Source organism: Pseudoalteromonas luteoviolacea (assembly GCF_021654285.1).
In the GTDB taxonomy this organism is placed as follows: Bacteria; Pseudomonadota; Gammaproteobacteria; order Enterobacterales; family Alteromonadaceae; genus Pseudoalteromonas; species Pseudoalteromonas luteoviolacea_J.
The window spans coordinates 25226-45736 of record NZ_JAKFZS010000027.1 but is presented as its reverse complement, the minus strand read 5'-3'; the positions used below and the strand labels follow the sequence as shown (position 1 = coordinate 45736).

Below are 20511 nucleotides of genomic sequence, written 5' to 3'. Positions count from 1 at the left end.
GGTCGTTTAATATGCACCCAGCAGCTCAACAAGCCATCAGCACATTGCTTGCTGAAGGTAAAACTCCAAGCGTGGCAACAGTTAAAGCCAAACTGACTGAGCCACTCCCAATGCCTGTTATTATCGCCGCGCTGGCCAGTTACAAAAATAACCCCGAAGCAATTACACATGTTGCACAACAAAGCCAACCAACTCCTGCTGAACCACAAAGTCAATTAGACAGGATTGAAGCCAAGTTAGATAAGCTTTTAGCACTGTTAGAAGAGAAGCAATAACATGTTCGTTGTCGATTTAACTTTTGATTGCTATCAAGACACCACGCTAGAAAAAGCAGAGCAAGCTATCAACCGCCTCGTCAATGCGCTGCGCTTCAATGGCCAAATCATCGGTGATGAATTTCCGACAGTACTCAAAGACGGTTTTTTTATTACACGTGTTATGTGTCCACTTGAAGACTCGCTTCACCCACTTCATCACAGTCCTTTTGTAAAACACGCTGTTGAACAACTGCAACAAGCGGGTTTATTGGCGCCAAAAGTGAAAGTGATTGGGCAGGATATTCATGCAAATGGTGCAGATCAATGCCAAGCGCCTTCGTGCTATATCCTTTATACAACCTATGTACATACATGCAGCCCGCTTTATTGTGGTGATGATTTTCAGCCAGTGCCCCTTTACAACATTCCGGCCATCGCCAATGGCGATTACAAAGCGCTCATAAAATGGCAAGAAGATTGGCAAGCTTGCGATCAAATTCAGATCAATGGTGCAACTCGTTGCGAGTTTGCAGCATTAGAGGAAATCACCAGCTTATCTAGCGATTTATCCCGCAGAGGGCTCGACTTATCAAAGCGCATTCGTTACCTCACGCAAAAGCCTGTGTACTACTACCTATATCGTGTCGGTGGGGAGAGTCTTGCAGCAGAAAAGCAAAGAAAATGCCCAAATTGTGATGGTGATTGGGCATTAGATGAACCTTGGTTTGGGTTATTTGATTTTAAATGTGACAGCTGTCAATTGGTCTCAAATATCTCTTGGGATTTTCAGTGATCAAAGCTCAAATTAGCTAAAAACGACTCAATATCTTTAGCCAATACATGATGTGTTGGCTTACCTACATACTCTAAACACACCTCACCGCTATTTAGCTTCACCGAGATCAGCAGGTCATCTCTGTCTGTCAAACCGATAAAAACAGTGTCATCTTGCTTTAAACGTCGCTTCATCAATACATGACCGGTGATGTTCTGTTGTAAATTCACAAAATCATCTTCATTCCAAACCTGAAGCAACTCAATGTCGTTACCATCAAACTGTGCCTGAATATTGCCAGCAAAGACCGCGCCATAAAAGGCATGTAATGCTGGTGGAAAGGTTACCTCAAGCGCCTTTGCAAGATCTTCAAGCCCCTGCTTCGGCTCCCTTGTCACCGCTTGCCACTGAATGTTACCTGCATCATCTGCCCCACCTACCTCGCATTTACTTGGGTAATCAGGATCGTGGGGGATCGTAGGTAAATGTCCATCTCGCTGCTCAATTGCCTCTGCATATCGCTGATGTAGTGTTTCCATCAAAGTTGTCAATGAAGCCATACTGCCATTCTCGTTTTAATTCGCTATAATTCCGGCCATTGTAACCACTATTGGTGAAACATGACAGATTACAACAACGCACCTGAACTGAAAGCCTCAGTGCTTGGTAAAACCACCGAGTATGCATCTGCATACGATGCATCATTATTGCACCCGATTGCACGTAAACTTAACCGTGACCAAATTGCGGTCGATGAGCAAGCATTGCCGTTTAAAGGCGAGGATACTTGGACTGGATACGAGCTTTCTTGGCTCAACAATAAAGGTAAACCACAAGTTGCAGTAGCAACTTTTGTTTTTCCATGTCAAAGCTCTCATATCATCGAATCTAAGTCTTTTAAACTATATTTAAATAGCTTTAATCAAACGCGATTCGAGTCAATCGATGACGTGCACAAACATCTAACAGATGACCTGTCTCATGCAGCAAGTTGCGATGTCAAAGTAACCCTATTTGGCCCAGATGAGTACAACTGCATCCCATTTACTCCGCTGCCAGGCGAATGCATTGATGAGTTAGATGTGGACATTGATACATACAGTCCAGAAGAGGGCATATTAACACACACAGACAATGCTCAGGTATCTGAAACTCTCTATAGTCACTTGCTCAAGTCAAACTGCTTAATCACTTCTCAGCCAGATTGGGCAAGTATTGTGATCCGCTACGAAGGCCAGCAGATCTGTAGAGCATCTTTGCTTAAATACCTTATCTCATTCCGCGATCACAATGAGTTTCATGAGCAATGCGTTGAACGTATCTACTGCGACATACAACGCGCATTAAAACCAAGCAAACTGGAAGTATATGCGCGTTACACGCGCCGCGGTGGCTTGGATATCAACCCGTATCGCGCCAGTGAGCAAAATACCACTGGGTTTAACGTACGCGTCAATAGACAATAATAAAAGTGCCGCTTTGCGGCACTGTCTACATCGTTAACTTTTTCTTCTCGTTGGCACTGCAATCGCACACACATCAACGTAATTTGGCGTAAACTTGAACCACGGTTCAGGCCTGTTCGTTCTCGCCGCCACCAGCTCCTCAAAAGACAAAGAGTCAGTATCTAAATATTCAAAATGGATGGGATCTTGCTCAGCTATATCGCTGAGGACATCAACCCCGATGATTGGATTATACGGCTTGCCTTCTTCAGGTGTTCGCTGAAGTTTCTGCACATGTCCCATTCCCTCTAAAACACGACCAAACACGGTAATATTTCTATCTAGATAACGCTGTGGTGAAAGCGTAATATAAAATTCTGTACCACCACTATTTATGTCATTTCCTCTTGCCATGGCAAATGTGCCCGTACAGTGTGTCATCCATGTTTTTGTGCCACCATGATTTTGACCTACAGCAAAGCCGTTCAAAAAGCCAGTACGGATCGCATATCCGTCAGAGCCATCCAACGCCATAATCTCCAACTTACGATCTGTTTTATACGACAACTCAGCGTTTAGGCGCTTCTGACCATTAGTCGGTATTTTGCTATCAGTAGGATCTCCCCCTTGTGCGACAAACCCCTCAACAAAGCGATAAACACTGAGACCATCATAAAACCCTTCTCGAGCTAGCGCTTTGATATTTTTTGAATGGTTCGGTGCTAACTGCGTATTGAGCTCTACGTATACATAGCCGGTTTCCAGTTCGATACGGATCACATTGTCATTGTTAACCATTTGCCATGCAGTACTTGGCGCTGTATTAATAATTTCGGACGGCGCACGGACCACAGTAATCGGCTCATCCGCCTGCTGCATACACCCTGAGAGCATAGCCACAGAAATAAAAAGGAGAGAAGTCGCTTTTATCATTTTATTTTTTATACCATAACTGAGAATTATCAAGGGGCGCACTGGGCGGTAAACGACGATTTTTCAATTCAATGATCGTGCGTTTTTCAAGAGAAAGATCCGTGATCAATTGCGCAAAATGATGACTAAATAATTTTTCAAAATTGCCATCTAACAAGGCCTGATGCAAGCCACTTTGCAATATGCTGTGAAGCTGACTATCTTCTTTATCCACGAAAAAATACACTGCGGATGGATAGTAAAATAACAGATCTTGTTCAGCATAGGTTTTATAGCTCTTTAAAACATCTGGTAATTCCAAAACACTGATGGGAATAGCATCAAAACGATTTGATCTCAGCATGTTAAGTGCACCTGAAAAGGTATGAAACGCATTTACCGACAGCTTGTTATCAACAAAAATATCATGATCTGGCCAATCATGCCTAAGTCCATAGTGAAATGACTGCAATTGAGAAATGTGATTCAATTTTGAAAAACGTGCTTGATGCGACGCATTGATAAGTAAAATACGATAACCAAGTAGCCCCCTCACAATTGGAAAGCGAACTGCACGAGCCATATTTTCTCGCTCGAAACTGGTTACAGACCAGAAAATATCAATGCCATTTTCCTTCCCCAGTAGCCTAATGGCTCGGCTTTGAGTCGGAATATTTTTTACATATTCAAGTTTATAAGGCTCTTTTTGATAAGATAAAGCAAGTTCAATTAATTCTATAACGTAAGGGTGCGCACCTGCTGTAACCCTTACATACTTCGTGTCTGTTGCATAAGTTGCGCAACAAAACAATGCAACGAGCAAATAGCTCAAATAGCGCATTAATCACCCCAATTAAACTTGTACAACAGGTCAATGCTATCGTAAAGGCCACTCGTTGCCTCTAGGTAAAGCTTTGAAAATACTCGATAACGTACTGCAATTTCACTTAAAGAGGCAAATACGCCTACTCGATAACTCACTTGCACACTCGGTGTAATGTAACCCGAAAGCTCCACCTGTGTATCGTCACCACTTCCTTTTGCAGCTAAATTTATATCTCTTAATCCTAACTTTTTTCCAGCTTTTGTAAACAGTCCTTTACTTTTATCAATCCCTTTTGCAAGTAATAGCTGCGCTAGAAACGTATTGTTGCCGCTATCTCCCTGACTAAATGGCGCGCCATTTAACACGTACTCTAGCGCTCTGGCCTGATCCATTGCAGGCTCTGCAAAAATAGTTAACTGAGGAGATGCTATGCTGCCTGTCGCAGCAACACCAGCAATGACATTATCCGCGGTTGTGTCAGGATTGCGAATGGCTCGGATATTTAAATACGGCATGTCAGGTGGACCATTAAAACCAAGCTGACCAGTTTCAATCACTAGGTCTTGTCCAAATGCAGTGTATTTGCCCTCTAATAAGGATACTTCTCCGCCCATCAAGAGCGCATTGCCTACCTGGCGCTCAATATCTAACGCACCAGTCAGGTAGGCATCTAAACCAAGCGCAATAACTCGCACATCATCAAGTAGCTTTATATCTATATCTGCTTGATAATCTATGTATGGCGTTTGATCTTGCACTGCAATGTCGTCAATAAATACTTGATCATCACTCACTAAAATTGCGTCTTCGGGTAATGTGTCCAGCTGTACTCGGGCAAACGGAACTTCGACCACGCCTTGTAAGTCTAGCAACTTCTCATCGTATCTCACTGTCAAATCGGGAGAAATCGCAAGCTGTACGCCTGACATAGGGCGTAAAAATAACTGCTCACCAGTTATTCCCCCCTCAACCAGAAAATCACCCTGCCAATCTATCTGCCCATTCAACCTCGCATTACCTGATTGTGGTGTTTGTACATTGCCTGCTAAGTTCACATGATACTCATCAAAATCAGCTACAAGGTCTAATTTAGTCAACTGTATCGGTAAATAGCTCGACTCAATGCGCACATTTTGAATCTGTATTTGCCCTAACATGTTGGGTTGCTCTAAATCACCAGAGAAGTTCACTGTACCATTAACGTCTCCATTTAATGTCATATCTGGCCATGCATAAGCGCGAGCATACGCCGTTAGCTCATCAAGCTGTATACCATCAATTTGAACCTGCCCAGCGACCTGTTTGCTGTTATATATGTCCGCAAAAGACAGCACGCCTTTAAATAGCCCTAGCTTATTAAATTCAATATGCCACTGCGCTTGTAGCGCTTGCTTGCTTGCTTGAACAACAACCTCTAATTCCTCAATTGCTAGGGTGTGACTATGCAGTCGCTCATCTTGGGTTGATTGAACTTCAGGATTTAACGTCACCTGCCCTTCATTTATCCATAGTTTGCTATCAACTTTATCAACCACACCTTGTCGCACTGCAACTTTGCCATAGCCATTGAGTTCCCCTCCAAGTATTATCTGGTCACTCACCTTTGGCCCCAATGAGGCTAGCGGGATATTCTCAATCTCAAAATTAGCAATACTCTGGGTTTGTGATACATCCGCTTTAGCACATACTTTTCCTTTGTTTAACTGCCAGCAGTGATGTGTAACATTAATCTGTGACGGACTCGCAACCAAAATAATGGGCGCGGATAACTTGCCATACAAGTTATCCACCTCAAATGTACTCTGGCCAATTGTTCCTCGCCAAGTCTGGTCATCAACTCCCCCTGATAGATTGGCCGACAGAGAAAGTCGTGGGCTATTAACGGTAATGGTCCCTTCATGCGCTGCGCGATTTCCGGCAACTAAAAATTGCACTTGAGCATGCTTGAACTGAGAGAAACTAAAATCAGCGACATCTAACTCAGCTCTGCCCTGATAATTGTTTGTTGCATCTAGCTGCACCTTGACTGTGCCCTCTTGTAACGAGAACTCATCAGAAACAACTTCTGTGATTGCTGTATTGATCGCCACAATCGGCGCCTCGAGTTTCCCTGTTAGTGTAATATCACTTTTCAAAATGGCATCGAGTGGTAATAATCGGTTTGCGTTATGTTTAATATCTGCGAAAACAGCTAAATCTAATTGCTCCCCTATGCTCCCAGAAGCCCTGAGTATACTTTCCCCATATTGCACTTTAGCCCGCTCCAATTGCCCTAAGTATTGCTCATTAAGCTGCCCGCTAAATGAAATCGCAAGCGGCAGATCTGCAACCATTCCCTGTAAATCAAGTGAGTCCACATAAACCTGCCAGCTATCTTCAACAGACGTGAATTGCAACTCGTAATGACCACTTAACTTGGCAACTTCCTCAATACCGAGCCCTGGCAGTGGCAGCTCAAATAACTTACCTTGTGCGCTGGCCACTATACCGTTTTGCCATGATATTTGACTTGATAATTCAGAGAACGCATCTGCAACAGAGATACGACTTTTATCGATTGTTAGCTGTGACAAACTACCTAAGATTGCTATATCAAACCGTACATCGTCAGATAATTGCGCTAACCTATATCCATTAAGCGAACCTGCTATTTCAGCACGGTAATTGTTCAAGTCCCCAAGACTGAATACTTTTAGCTTGGAGAGCTCACCAATTTCTGACAGTGCTACATCTGATACCTCTGCATTTAATTGAAAAGGCCAATTCGTTGTTGTCGGGGACGCCTGTATATTTAATTGAGCATTGAACAACCCAGACATTTCGCCATGTAGCACCAAATCATTCACGCTGCCTTTGAGCGCAAGAACAGCAGCGCCCTCCTTTGTACTGACCCCAATAGCACCATCGATAACATGCGATATTAAATCAAAGCTTAAATCCGCATAGGAAAACATTTGCTTATGCGTAAAGCGAAATTGTTCAATGCGAGCCTGCTGATGGGAAAGTGTCAGTGTGAAGTTGATATCCTGTACTTCAACAGGTACTTGTTCCGGTGATTGGATGGTAAGCCTTGACAGCTGAGCCTTGTCAACCTCGATGTGCAATGGCACAAATATCGAGGGTATGGCGATCGGCGCTATGTGTGCAGGCACGCTAAATGGTTCAGCTTTCGCCCTCTCTGTATTAATTATGCTAACTTGTTCGACAATCAAACAAGGGACGTTTAGCCTCTCGTCCTGAGCATACGCCTCTAGTTCAAGGCCATTGAACCTCATAGACGTGCCTGCTAGCTCTAGCTCTACTTGCTCCAAATTAAACGACTGTATACCCATTGATACAGGCAAGGCGATGTACTCATTAATGGATTTGGGCTCGGATTTTGGGTCTTTTGAGTTTTGCTCTTTACTTGTAGAGGTTGAGTCAGCCGCTATCACCTTAATATCAGAACCCGCTATTTTGAGACACAAAGTGGCACAATCAAACCAATCAAGCGATAAACGAAAATCTCTTGCTGACACTGAGACATCTGAGGTTTTATACGTGAAATCAACAAGGCCACCAGAGAGCAAGCGGCCTGATTTGAGCGACACATTTAATTCAGACACCCAACTGCTTGCAAATGACACCACCATTCGGTTACCGACATGGGTTTTTGCTAACAAAAGAATCATGACAAACAAACTGAGTAAAACGACGACCCATCGATGTTTCAATAGAGCAAAGATTTTAGCGTACAGCATTATATTTCTGGCCCTATAACAACACTGAGTCGAGTACTACGACTTGGCTTACTCAGCCCCCATGCATGGTCAACACGGATCGGACCAAATGGTGTGATATAACGAAAACCAAAACCAGCTCCCACTGACCACTTCTCCTCAAAATCATTGGTTGCCGTTCCGCCGTCAATAAAAATGGCAGCTCGCCAGTTGGGCAAAAATTCATAATTATATTCTGTGCTTGCAGTCACCAGATACTTGGCTCCTAAAAGCTCACCTTGTTCCCCCTTGGGCGAGATAGATTGAAACGCAAAGCCACGTATACTCTGATCGCCCCCCGCGAAAAAGCGCAGATTCAGTGGTGTTTTATCAAAGTCTTTTGCAACCACAGCACCTAATTCGGCTTTAAGAAGTAACAGATGACGCGCTTTGTATGTTCTCAGCCAAGCCTGCTTCCAGTGGATTTTAGTCAATGACGTAGATGAGATCACATCTTCGTGCGCAGCCTCAATGGTGATTAACTGCTCATTGCCCCAGTAAGGAGTCATGCCACCCTTACTCATTTTTCTCGCATAACTCACCCCAGGAAGGAGCATTTCAGTATCCAAGATAAGGCCTGTTTGCTCACTTTTCTCATGCTCTCGTTTCAAAAATGCAGTTCTCACCCAGCCACTATCTAACACCCACTGACGTTGTAGCTGCACATTCCACGCAGTCATCTTGACGCCTTCTGTTAAGTCATCTTGTAATTGATAACCACCGAGCACGCGCCACAAATCATCATTTGGGTCCCCGGCAGGGATTGTATAAGCGCTGGTGACATCTTGCTTTCGCTCTGATACATTCAGATCCGTTTCAAACGAATGGCCCATTTGATTAACCCAAGGCCTTTTCCACTTAAAGCGAAACTTCGCCCCAAGCTCCGTACTGTACCCACCACCTACTTCAAAACTATTCGCTGGCTTGTCTGTCACATCGACTCTAATTGGAACTTGCCCTGCGTTACGCTCTTTTAATAAGGGGTAAACAGTCACATTCGAAAAGTAAGGAGTCTCATTTAACGAAATACTCAACTCACTCAATTGTTTTGCATCATAGTGATCACCTTGCTCAAACGGTGCTAGTTCAGAAATAAAATATGCCGCCTTTGAAAACCCTGAGAGCTGTAATTCACCAAATTGATATCTCGGTCCTGAATCAATGATTAACTTTACCGCCCCATATTTTTGTGCACGGTTGATCTCCAAGGCACTCTGCTGCCACGTAAAATCAAAGTACCCCCGCTCCAATAAGGCGCTCTCAATTTTACTTTTTGTCGCACTATAAGCGTCATGACGAATATCTTCACCCCGTTTAATAGGCAAAGCGTTTAGTAATTTCGACAAGACCAGATCTTGACTGCCTGCACCGAGTATCTGAACATTTATATCTTGCCAGTGAAACACTGTAGAGAGCATAATATCAACACTTAACGTTTGGGCTTGCTCAGAAAAAGAAATAGCACTGTTAAATTCATAATAGCCGACCGCTTGAAGTGCCAATTGGATATCTGCTCGAATGGCCTTTTCTTGTCGGTGTGAAAACTCGGTGTCGTGATATTTATCTAAATAAAGTGCAACATTCTCATCTGCTAAGTCACGCTCAGAATGCACCTCAATGGTCTTGATAAGCATTTGTGCAGCCGCAACAGGAAGTGGGATATAGGCAAATAAGGCGATAAAAAAAACAATAAGACGTGGCACACAAACCCTTTTAACTCATCAATCAATATTTTGTGGTCACACTCAGCACCACATGTTGATTCAAACTACCACAAGCCACCCTAGATTCTCGACAAAAATTTGTCATTGACGCTTTTTATTTCACCTAGGATAACGGACAATACAAGTAATTTTACTAATTGAGTGATGATATGCAATTTCCTAACGATGACAATGGTGAGCTGTTATCTGAAATAGCCGCAGCAGGCGTCGATCTGTCGCAAATGCAAAATATTGATTTTTACATCTTATTTGAGCAAAAGCAGAATGCGGAACGCTTTATTGAGACGATTGGCAAAGATGAACTCGCACCAAAAACACAATTGGGGAAATGTCCTGATACTGGTGTTTGGGAAGTATTAACCACAGTCACTATGGTGCCAGCACACGAGTTATTAAGCCAAACGGAACAATATCTAGAGTCTATCGCAAACAGTCACGAAGGATATGGCGATGGCTGGGGCTTAATGGCCGGCGAAGAATAAACGCTACAGTAAGTCGCAGTAACACTATGCTGCGACTTATCTATGCCTCTTAGCTTTTATCTGCAACCCTAAACCCGCCTTTGTAATCAAAGATTTTTTCAACTATTTGCCAGCCGTATTTCTTATGCTGTTTAGCAATTACAAAATCAGGTGCAGTCAGTAAAGTAATATCCACGTCATGTGCACTTTTCCAGTTATTAGCTTGCTCACCGGATTTAAGCCGCTTTGCAAAATTTTTATGGAAATAAAATTTACTGCCTTTGTTCGAAAAATCATAAACTTCGCTTGCCTCAGCACCATCCTCATCAAAGTAGGATACTTTTAGCACATTCGATTTAATGACTTCAGCTGTCATACCACTGCAACGCAAAACTAAGGCATTCTTTAAATTCAACGCATCACGTAATTTATCATCCGGATCAGCCAGAATTTCGCCACAGCTATGGCATTGCCTAGCTGCAATGTCATTCTCGGCACCACAGTGATCACATTCTTTGAATCTGAATCGATAGTCACACTGCAGAGACTCACCTTCGGCTTCATTTTCCAAGATCCCTTGGCATCTTCTACCGAAATGTTCGACCACCTTGCCTTGCTCATCCAGTTTACCCCAGAACGTATTTGCAAAACCGCAACCAGGACACAATACTTGAACAGGTTCACTATCAGGGTTAGGTTTCACCGTGCCAACTTCAGGATAAAAAAGATCAAAGTCATTACCTGCATAATCGATCACTAAGCAGTCTTTTTTCCCCGTATCCAAACGCAAGCCTCTGCCAACAATTTGCTGATATAAACTCACTGACTCTGTAGGCCTTAATATGGCGATAAAATCGACATGGGGAGCATCAAATCCAGTAGTCAGTACTGACACATTTACCAAAAACTTGATTTCTTTATTTTTAAATTTAGTAATGATGTCATCACGCTGTTTATTATCTGTATCACCTATAACAAGCTCAGTTTCGTCACTGGGCAAATAGCTGACAATTTCCTTTGCATGTAATACCGTAGCAGCAAATATCATAACGCCTTTACGGGAGCAGGATTCACTTAATACATGGTCAATAATACTTTTTGTCGCACGAGTATGAGAGTTCAGTAAACTATTCATATCACTTTCACTAAACCGCCCAAAGCTATCTGGTTTCAAAGCTGAGAAGTCATAGTTTTCTACGGCTGGGTCAACTTTTTTGGGTGGAGTCAGATATTCATTATTGATCATATAACGTAATGGTAATTCATATATACACTTATTAAATGGGCTCTCTTTATCTCCACGTACGAAGCCATGATAGTGTTCGTGATAAATCCAACCTAAACCAAGTCGATAAGGGGTCGCTGTTAAGCCCAATAATTTAAGATTTTCATTAAACGCTTTTAAACGTTTAATTACTTGCATGTATTGACTATCTTCTTCGCCGCTCACGCGATGACATTCATCAATTATTACTAGCGAATAAAATGTATTTAGTTGTTCTAAATTTCGAGCCAAAGACTGGACTGATGCAAAAGTAACCTGCTGTTCAAGCTCTTTTTTATTAAGACCAGCAGAAAATATGCTCGCCTTTAAGCCATAGCTTTCATATTTTTGCGCATTTTGCTCAACTAGCTCTTTAACATGGGTTAGCACTAAAATCTTGCGTTTTGCGACTCTGGCAAGCTCTGCAATAACAAGACTTTTACCGGCTCCTGTAGGCAAGACAATCACTGCAGGTTTGCTACTTTTCCTAAAGTGAATAATGGTATTTTCTACTGCTTCTTTTTGGTAGGGCCTAAGCGTGTAAATAACGCACCTCTAGTCACCTGTCATCATAGTTAAAAGTATATCACCAATTACATTAGACGAGCCATGACATAACATCACAGGCATATATATACACTTAAAAAACCAAAATTTAAAATAACCATTATAGGTACAGCCAATATACTTGTAATTAATATAGGTAATTACTTTAAAGTAAAAAATAAAAATAAAAATTTAAAATAAAGATAAAAAACTAAAAGAGTAAAGGTTAGATACGATTGATTTCAAATGAGGCCCGGTGATGTTGAAAGTAGGTGAGGCACATTAAATGCCTCACCCACCTAAAGGAATAGTCCTTTTCAATTTAGAAATTGATTTAAAATATTTTATAATTATATCTTATAATCATCTAAATTTACGTTTGCGAACGCTTTAGGTGTTTTACCGCGCCCGGTCCACTCATGTACTTTACCATCGATTTCGATTCGATATTTCGGACTGACTTTGCTGCGCTTGTCCATAGCACCAGAACCAACTAAGTCATCTAGCGTTAATCCCTTTTCTTTTAGTAAAGCTAGTACTTCTTCTTTCGCTTGTGCTTGCTCTTGTTGTTGAGCAATTGCTTCTTGAAGTAGTTCATGTGCTTTAGTCAGATCACTGAAACTAGCATTTTTAATAAAAGATTTTATTTCACGCATTAGATTTCTCTCATAAAGTGTTGATTACAATTTTATTGAAGTATTAAAAAGCTCTAATACTGAGAGTATATTATATTTATATAATTTCAAATTAATAGTCATTATTTAATAAGAATATGTTTTATTTAAAAAAGGTACATTTTAACTTCATGCAATATCAGCATTAATTTTTTTCATTTAGATGAACGCAAAAAAGAAATAAGTGTATGTTTAAAAAGAATTAATTTAAATCAGCTAAGTTAAAAGCAGGTATTACCCTAATAAAAATTTCAACTTTCTTAAGCAGACGATAGTTAAAATTCAAAAGTTATCAGACCACTTTTTAATACGTTTTCAAGTCAAAAATATCAGATACACAGCCATTTGATATAAAAAGTGACCTGACGTGATTGGATTTAGTGTCAATTTAAGTGCAATTCCGCCCTTGGCAGCCAGCTCATAAAAATAGCATCAAATGTTCAAATATGAGTAGCATCCCGCAACCTTATATCTTTTTTTAGCGACTGAAAGGGATGATGAATTGGTAGATATTCGTGAGCAGTAAATCAAATCATGTATTTTATTTACATGCATAAATTACTTCTCTCAGCATTTTCAAACACTGATATGTAGCATCATTCAACTTGCAGAGTTTTTACAATACAAAAAAGGCTGCAATTGCAGCCTCTAAAAGTTTATAAAGTGATTAACTCATCGTTATTCTGCGACTCGCCAATCTATCGTGCCACCAGCCTTAATTGGCACAACATGAGTATCTCCAAGTGGGTATGACTCTGGCACCTGCCACGGTTTTTTCTCTAAAGTAATCGTATCTTTATTGCGCTCTAAGCCATAAAAATCAGGCCCAAATAAACTAGCAAAACCTTCTAGCTTATCCAAAGCATCTGCTTCTTCAAATGCTTCAGCATATAACTCAATAGCGGCATGCGCAGTATATGCCCCAGCACACCCACACGCAGCTTCTTTTTTATCTTTAGCATGAGGAGCAGAGTCTGTGCCTAAGAAAAACTTTTTGCTACCACTGGTTGCAGCATCAATTAATGCTTGTTGATGAATATTTCTCTTCAAAATTGGTAGACAGTAATAATGTGGTCGAATTCCACCAGCAAGCATGTGATTACGATTATATAAAAGGTGGTGTGCCGTAATCGTCGCCGCTACATTGTCTGGTGCAGATTGCACAAACTCAACAGCATCTTTAGTCGTAATATGTTCCAGTACAATTTTTAAACTCGGAAACGCATCAACAATTTTTGCCAATTTGGTTTCAATAAATACTTTTTCCCTATCAAAAATATCAATTGATGAGTCTGTGACTTCCCCATGGATCAATAACAACATACCCACTTCTTGCATTGCTTCAAGTGCAGGAAAAACGTTTTCAATATCCGTTACACCTGAATCAGAGTTAGTTGTTGCGCCTGCAGGGTAAAGTTTTGCAGCAAAAATATGTCCACTTGCTTTTGCTTTACGAATTTCATCTGGTGTTGTTTTGTCAGTCAAATACAAAACCATTAAAGGCTCAAAACCGGCTTTAGGTCCTGCTGCCATAATACGATCTCTGTATGCGAGCGCAGCATCTGTACAAGTCGCAGGAGGTACAAGATTAGGCATTATAATCGCGCGCCTCATATATCGGCTGATATCGCGAACGGTGTCTTTAAGCACTTCACCGTCTCTTAAATGCACGTGCCAATCGTCTGGGCGAGTAATGGTTAGGGTCTGATTACTTGTCATTGCTAATTTCCACTGCTGAATTTGCCCGATCATAGGCGCTGTCATGCCTTTAGTAAAGCAATTCACGCATATTATCAGTGATAGAGTCAGCTATTTTCAGCGCCACAATTTATTAAATTCAACCCAGTAATTAACAGCAAACCTTTGCTTTAGACTAAATTCTTTTTAAACCTATACACAAGTACCTAATTAATGGACATGTTGTGCTTTTTTTTTTACAGTGCGACATCTACTTTTTTACAACATAATTTGTGATTACATTGATATGTAAGATAACGTACGATCAATGTCCAACCGAGTATTGCCTATGCTGTCAGAAAAAAAACTAGAATCAAAAACAGAACAGTTGAGCATTATCAATCAGTTTTCATCCTCTTTATTACAAATAACGCACTTAGAAGAACTCTTTGAATACGTCACTTCACAGGTAGTTAAACGGCTTGGTTTTGTCGACTGTGTAATTTATCTCACAGATGAAGACAATACCTATTTAGAAGTCGTTGCCAGTATGGGCATTGCCCAGCAAAGTGAACGCTATGAAGTAGCACAAAAAACCATGCCTATTGAAGCTGGCATAACCGGGCACGTCGCCCGAACTAAAAGACCTTTCATATCAGGCGATCTCTCTACAGAGCCCTTATATATTGCGGACTCACGCCCAGCTTTATCTGAGTTATGTGTCCCTTTAATTTACAAGGAGCACTTAATAGGTGTAATAGACTGTGAACATCCTGAGCAAGACTATTTTACTTCCAGCCATTTACAAATTTTATCTACCGTAGCCCATTTATTAAGCGCCAAAATACATCAAGTGCGAACTGTTGATCATTTAACTGCAACTGTGTCTCAACTTAATGAAGCACAGCTCATTGAAAAATGTATTTTAAAAATTGCTAATATTACTTACCACTCTCAAGAGCTAGATACATTTTATGATGAGTTATACAAAATCATAAACACAGTTCTTCCTGCAAGTAATTGCTTTATAGGAATTTATGATACAAAACAAGATATGCTTGAGATTGAGTACTTGATTGAAGATGGTAATAAATGCCTAGCCCAACAAAAAGTGTCGAAATCTCAGCTTAAGCACACGGCTTCTTACTACGTAATAAGGACACAATCAGCATTGCTTTGCGATCAACTGCAGTTTCAAGATCACATTCAACAAGGCCATTTTGAAATGATTGGCCGCTGCCCTGAGGCTTGGCTTGGGGTGCCCTTTGTTGTTAACGATCAATACCAAGGTGTAATCGTATTGCAAAGCTATAAACAGCAAGAGACTTTTAACCGCCAGCATTACACCATTTTGACTTATATAAGTCGGCAGATCAGCATGGCTATTGATCGCCGCCTAGCGAAACAAGCCCTGGAGCACAGAGCATTACATGATGAGCTAACAGGGCTTGCCAACCGTTACCTGTTAATAGAGAGGATGAAACATGCCATTTTATCACTTGGACGACAGTCACAATCCAATATTCACTGCCTTATATATCTAGACTTAGATAGATTTAAAAGTATCAATGACTCCCTAGGCCATGATGTAGGCGACCGCTTTTTGATTGCAATTGTCAATGCTTTGCAAACATGCATTCGTAAGACGGATACCTTTGCGAGATTAGGAGGGGATGAATTTGCCATCTTCATGGAAAATATCCAGGATGAGGATCAGGTAACTAAAGCTTTACAGCGCCTGACACAAGCGATTGCCAATCCGTTTGTCATAGATACTCATGTTTTGCAGGCATCAAGCAGTATTGGTGTAGCGTTCACCGAACATGATTCAGACAACGCTATCACATTGCTACAACAAGCCGATGCGGCCATGTATGAAGCAAAATCAGCCGGCCGCAGCCAGATCCGCTACTTTAATAATGCCATGCGTAGTAAGTTAAAGCATCAAGCCGATATAGAAAATGATTTACAGCATGGGATCTCTAACAATGAATTTGAGCTTTTTTTCCAACCTATTTTTACACTCAATCAACCTCGTGTCGTAAGCTTTGAGTCTCTTGTAAGGTGGCATCACCCAAAAAATGGGTTAGTTGCACCGGATAAGTTTATCCCTATCGCAGAAAGTACTGGCCAAATTATAGAGCTAGATCGGCATATTTTGACCCTCGCAGCCAAACAGCTATCATCGTGGAGAGAGCAAGGCATGCAGGAGGTAAAAATTACCGTTAATGTCTCATCTAGACATTTCGCGAGCCTAGAGTTTATCGAACTGATCGAACAGCTGTATACACAATATGATTTAAGAAAGGGCAGCTTATGTTTAGAGATCACTGAATCCGGATTAATTGAAAACCTTAGCCTAGCGACAAAGATAATTAACGGGATCACCCCGTTAGGAGTTCAACTCTATTTAGATGACTTTGGTACTGGGTATTCTGCATTAGGCTATCTACATCAGCTACCTATTCATGTTTTAAAAATAGATAAAAGCTTTGTAGAGCAGCTGTGTACAAAAGACAGTCCACTAATTGATGCTATTTTATCGCTGGCTAAATCACTACAGTTGCAAGTCGTTGCTGAGGGAATCGAAACACCAAAGCAATGGGCAAGACTAAAACGAAAAGGATGCCAATTAGGGCAAGGCTATTTAGTATCTAAACCTATGCCAGGTGATAAAGCAATGGCTTTTCTGCAAGCTCAACAACCCCAAACTGTTGATAAATAAAGGTAAGAAAACCCAAACAAGCAGCTTTAGCTGCTTGTTTGGGTAGAACACCACTACTTCTATTGTGCTCGTCATTCTTTTGCTACTTTAACCATATTGTACAGACCTGCTTGTGGTTAAGCCCACCCGTTTATATTTCTGGGTAAACTCATACTCGCCCGACAAAACAATAGCTAATACCTTGCTTAGATTGTAAGACACAATTATGCACTCGAGTCTCACGTTTTCAGGCTAATATCGCCTGCTGAGATATGTCGCCAGACCAGCAACATCTCGATAACAACTTTAAATTCGCGTTTCTTACCAGTGCAAAGAAAACCTAATTTATGAATAATGACCATAACAAACAACTACATCTAGACATCTAGAAATCTAAAAAAACAGTGTTAAAGTCGAATTTTCTCAACTGTTCGACTCTAAAATTCAACATGAGCAAAATTAATTTGTATTTTTTTTAAAAAAAGTTAAATAAATAATGACAACGCTGTCAAAAATAGTGTTATAGTGATTTAGTGAAATTTTGAACAATCGCTGATGGAATTGTAGACGTCTAGACGTTGAATACCCGGATAGTACAGCGTAATATGGATGTAATCTGAGTTTTACTCACGTTTAGAATGAGATTTATTAATGATGATAGACATTAAGCACTTAAAAACCATTGCTACCCTGAAAGATACTGGATCACTGGTGAACACTGCACGTGAGTTATTTTTAACTCAGTCTGCTTTGTCTCATCAAATTAAAGACCTAGAAAATAAGTTAGATTGCCAGTTATTTGAAAGAAAAACCCAACCAGTGAGGTTCACACCACAAGGCATGCTGTTACTAGAGCTTGCCGGTGAAGTGTTACCCAAAGTAGAAGCGACTAAATGCAGATTGAAAGAGAGTTTGAACCAACCAATCTCTCAATTAAAACTCAGTGTTGAGTGCCACGCTTGCTTTCACTGGTTATTACCAACAATTAAAGAGTTCAATAACTTTTGGCCAGACATTCGCGTCGATTACGAGCAAGGGTTTAGCTATGACGCAATACCCGAGCTACTCAATGATGAGTTAGATATTGTCCTTACGTCGGATATTCGAGAGCCTGATCAACTTGAATATGCCCACGTTTTTGACTTTAAACTCAAACTCATTGTGGCACCAGATCATGAACTGGCAAAAAAAGCGTATGTCACTGCACTAGATCTTAAAGATGAAACAATCATTTCCTACCCGATCCCTAAAGAGCGTCAAGATATCTTTAAGCACTTCATACAAAATGCGCGTTTTGATGGCACGCTTAAATCAGTCGACCAAGGCTTATTAATTTTTCAACTTGTTAGTGCTGGTATGGGTGTCGCAGCGCTCCCCGATTGGCTCGTAACGCCTTACGAAAGTCAGGGACTAATTAAATCAATCCCATTGGGTGCGCTCGGTTTGAGTCGTCCCATGTATCTTGCGATGAAAAAGAGTATGAAAGACAACCCTGTTTATCGACACTTTTTAAATACGTGCAAGCAATCTATTAGCCGATAATTGGTAGACAGGTTAAACTAGCTCTAACTGGGACAGTTAGAGCTAATTATGTTTGAACTAAAAAAAATCATCGGTAGCTTGCTCATGCCGCTACCGGCTTCACTGATCTTTATCTTCTTTTTACTGTTAATCGTATCCAAAACAAATAAAAAGAGTTATGTGCTGTGTTTTAGCTCGGTCGTTACGCTGTGGCTTATAAGTACACCATATGTTGCGGATTTCATAATAACGCCAAAAGAACAGTCAATCTCTTTGTTTGCTCCACAACAACATAAAAACGTGGATGCCGTTGTTGTTCTTGGTAGCGGACTTCATCCAAATTCTAAACTCACTGCAAATCAACAGCTATCTAGTACCGCATTAGCGCGATTAGTCGAAGGGGTAAGGCTTGCACATAAATACCCGCAGGCAAAATTGGTTGTTTCGGGTGCCGGTTTTAACAATACTACCAGCAGTGAATTAATGGCGAAAACTGCTCAAGCACTAGGTATTAGTTTTCATCGTATTCACCAAAACCCCAATGCCTATGACACGGCTGATGAGGCTAAACTATTAGCACCAATGCTTGTTGACAGTACCGTTGTTCTTGTTACGTCAGCCAGCCACATGCCTCGAGCACAAGATCTATTCTCAGCACAAGGTATAGACACACATTCCTCACCTGTCGAAATATATGGGTTCGGCTCAGCCCCTTTTTACCGTCAGTTTATTGCATCAAGTTATGTATTACAGGCAATAACAGCCTATACTCACGAATGGATAGGACAACAGTGGATCACTTTAAGGCGTATGCTGGACAGTAAAGCGCTGTAGCTTAATATGTAATAAAAAAGCAAAAATTGCATAAAGTTAGACCTAATGAAACTTGAATCAGCGCTTAAAAACGCAAAAAATTGAAAAATTGCTCAAAAATAGGTATAAATGGCGTTTATTCTTAACCTGCGTATCCACGTACAACACGACTGGAATCTACGATGAGTAAACTTGATAAGACTGAAGTTCTAAGCGCGTTTGAAGCTGCTTATGAAGCTGTGAATGGCAAAAAGCCAGAAATCACGATCAAACCAGGCTGGTACAGCATTGATGGTGGCAAAAATATGCGCCTAGCTGATGTCGCTGCACTAACCGAAGAGCTAACTTCAGGCACAGCTGGTGCAAGTGAAGAAAAGCCAGTTAAAAAACCTGCTGCGAAAAAAGCTGCCCCTGCGCCAGCTGCAAAGACAAAAGCTGCGGCATTTACAGTTGTTACTGCAAATGAAGAAGGCTACAAAGCAGAAGAAGCTTGGATTGTAGAGCTTGCTGAGAAAGACCACGATTGTCGTCTTCCTCGCGGTGTTGTTTAAACACTGAAAAACTATGGTGCCACATAACTATGCTGGCACCGTATTTTAACACCCCGACAACTTACACTAGCTAGCATTTGAAGCGCTGTCTGGTAACCTCTCCCCAGTATTCATCTTCATACTTGTCTTCAATTAAATCCAACCCCGGTAACATGGTGATTGCACTGCGCCAAAACTCGGTGGCATAGTCCGCTCCTGTAATTTGTTTAATTGTCCAATTACCCGGTAAACGCTGCCACAATGCATGGGCAAACTGAGTGCCTAACTTCGCTTTTCTAAATACAGGCACAATGTAAAACTCAGCAACTTCATAACTTTCAGCAAACTCACTATAAATTGCAGCAAATCCCGCAGGCACGTCTGACTCATAGCATATAAAAGCAGATACATTGCTATCCCTTATATCAGTATCTAATTCAAACATCCCATCAGCTAAGGGCTTTTTCTCAGTTAGTTTAGAGAACTCGGCCTCATAAGCCTGTGCTAAATTTAAATAAATTGCTCGATTACATTCTTCAATGGCAACAATTTCCATTCCTCACTCCCCACCGCTTACATTTGCCTTAGTCTAACGTCAAATTAGGTTAAGATTATGGAGTCTTA

General features: G+C 41.0%; 17 protein-coding genes. 8 read left to right on the top strand and 9 right to left on the bottom strand.

Annotated features, from left to right (window positions below; all coding sequences use genetic code 11):
• Positions 1–11: 11 nt before the first annotated feature.
• Positions 12–275, top strand: coding sequence for a hypothetical protein (locus L1077_RS21015; RefSeq protein WP_237138856.1), 264 nt, complete (start codon positions 12–14; stop codon positions 273–275).
• 1 nt (position 276) lies between these two features.
• Positions 277–1050 (top strand): Zn-ribbon-containing protein, encoded by a 774-nt coding sequence (locus tag L1077_RS21010; protein WP_237138855.1) that lies wholly within the window; start codon positions 277–279, stop codon positions 1048–1050.
• On the opposite strand, the gene syd is transcribed toward L1077_RS21010, so the two are convergent.
• Positions 1044–1592 (bottom strand): SecY-interacting protein, encoded by a 549-nt coding sequence (syd, locus tag L1077_RS21005; protein ID WP_237138854.1) that lies wholly within the window; start codon positions 1590–1592, stop codon positions 1044–1046. The genes L1077_RS21010 and syd overlap by 7 nt on opposite strands.
• A gap of 60 nt (positions 1593–1652) precedes the next feature.
• Between syd and queF the strand changes: the two genes are divergently transcribed.
• A complete protein-coding gene (gene queF / locus L1077_RS21000) occupies positions 1653–2498 on the top strand; it encodes an NADPH-dependent 7-cyano-7-deazaguanine reductase QueF (RefSeq protein ID WP_237138853.1) in 846 nt (281 codons plus the stop codon).
• 33 nt (positions 2499–2531) lie between these two features.
• Here the strand turns inward: queF and L1077_RS20995 are convergent, their stop codons facing one another.
• The 4 genes from L1077_RS20995 to L1077_RS20980 are packed head-to-tail and all read right to left on the bottom strand — an operon-like array spanning position 2532 to position 9676.
• Positions 2532–3407, bottom strand: coding sequence for a peptidylprolyl isomerase (locus L1077_RS20995; RefSeq protein ID WP_440589558.1), 876 nt, complete (start codon positions 3405–3407; stop codon positions 2532–2534).
• A gap of 4 nt (positions 3408–3411) precedes the next feature.
• Complete coding sequence (locus L1077_RS20990; RefSeq protein WP_237138851.1) at positions 3412–4230, bottom strand: transporter substrate-binding domain-containing protein; 819 nt, start codon at positions 4228–4230, stop codon at positions 3412–3414.
• Complete coding sequence (locus L1077_RS20985; protein WP_237138850.1) at positions 4230–7955, bottom strand: translocation/assembly module TamB domain-containing protein; 3726 nt, start codon at positions 7953–7955, stop codon at positions 4230–4232. Before L1077_RS20985 ends, L1077_RS20990 begins: the two co-directional genes overlap by 1 nt.
• Complete coding sequence (locus tag L1077_RS20980) at positions 7955–9676, bottom strand: autotransporter assembly complex protein TamA (RefSeq protein ID WP_237138849.1); 1722 nt, start codon at positions 9674–9676, stop codon at positions 7955–7957. Before L1077_RS20980 ends, L1077_RS20985 begins: the two co-directional genes overlap by 1 nt.
• A gap of 170 nt (positions 9677–9846) precedes the next feature.
• Between L1077_RS20980 and L1077_RS20975 the strand changes: the two genes are divergently transcribed.
• On the top strand, positions 9847–10179 hold the full coding sequence (locus L1077_RS20975) for a ribonuclease E inhibitor RraB (protein WP_063362265.1): 333 nt from the start codon (positions 9847–9849) through the stop codon (positions 10177–10179).
• Positions 10180–10228: 49 nt separating this feature from the next.
• On the opposite strand, the gene L1077_RS20970 is transcribed toward L1077_RS20975, so the two are convergent.
• The 3 genes from L1077_RS20970 to pyrC form a co-directional block, all read right to left on the bottom strand.
• Positions 10229–11968 carry a DEAD/DEAH box helicase gene (locus L1077_RS20970; protein ID WP_237138878.1) on the bottom strand — a complete coding sequence of 580 codons (1740 nt, stop codon included), beginning with the start codon at positions 11966–11968 and terminating at the stop codon, positions 10229–10231.
• 350 nt (positions 11969–12318) lie between these two features.
• Positions 12319–12624, bottom strand: coding sequence for an H-NS histone family protein (locus L1077_RS20965; protein ID WP_237138848.1), 306 nt, complete (start codon positions 12622–12624; stop codon positions 12319–12321).
• A gap of 696 nt (positions 12625–13320) precedes the next feature.
• Positions 13321–14361, bottom strand: coding sequence for a dihydroorotase (gene pyrC, locus L1077_RS20960; RefSeq protein ID WP_237138847.1), 1041 nt, complete (start codon positions 14359–14361; stop codon positions 13321–13323).
• A 307-nt stretch (positions 14362–14668) separates the two neighbouring features.
• On the opposite strand from pyrC, the gene L1077_RS20955 reads away from it, so the two are divergent.
• From L1077_RS20955 to L1077_RS20940, 4 genes are all read left to right on the top strand, one after another.
• The gene (locus L1077_RS20955) at positions 14669–17044 is read left to right on the top strand and encodes a bifunctional diguanylate cyclase/phosphodiesterase (RefSeq protein ID WP_440589557.1); all 2376 of its coding nucleotides are present in this window, start codon (positions 14669–14671) and stop codon (positions 17042–17044) included.
• Between the two features lie 633 nt (positions 17045–17677).
• The gene (locus L1077_RS20950; RefSeq protein ID WP_237138877.1) at positions 17678–18565 is read left to right on the top strand and encodes a LysR substrate-binding domain-containing protein; all 888 of its coding nucleotides are present in this window, start codon (positions 17678–17680) and stop codon (positions 18563–18565) included.
• Positions 18566–18613: 48 nt separating this feature from the next.
• Positions 18614–19378, top strand: coding sequence for a YdcF family protein (locus L1077_RS20945; protein WP_237138845.1), 765 nt, complete (start codon positions 18614–18616; stop codon positions 19376–19378).
• Positions 19379–19539: 161 nt separating this feature from the next.
• Positions 19540–19908, top strand: coding sequence for a hypothetical protein (locus L1077_RS20940; RefSeq protein ID WP_063362260.1), 369 nt, complete (start codon positions 19540–19542; stop codon positions 19906–19908).
• A 70-nt stretch (positions 19909–19978) separates the two neighbouring features.
• Here L1077_RS20940 and L1077_RS20935 read toward each other — a convergent pair whose 3' ends face one another.
• Positions 19979–20443 (bottom strand): GNAT family N-acetyltransferase, encoded by a 465-nt coding sequence (locus tag L1077_RS20935; protein ID WP_237138844.1) that lies wholly within the window; start codon positions 20441–20443, stop codon positions 19979–19981.
• Positions 20444–20511 lie beyond the last annotated feature (68 nt).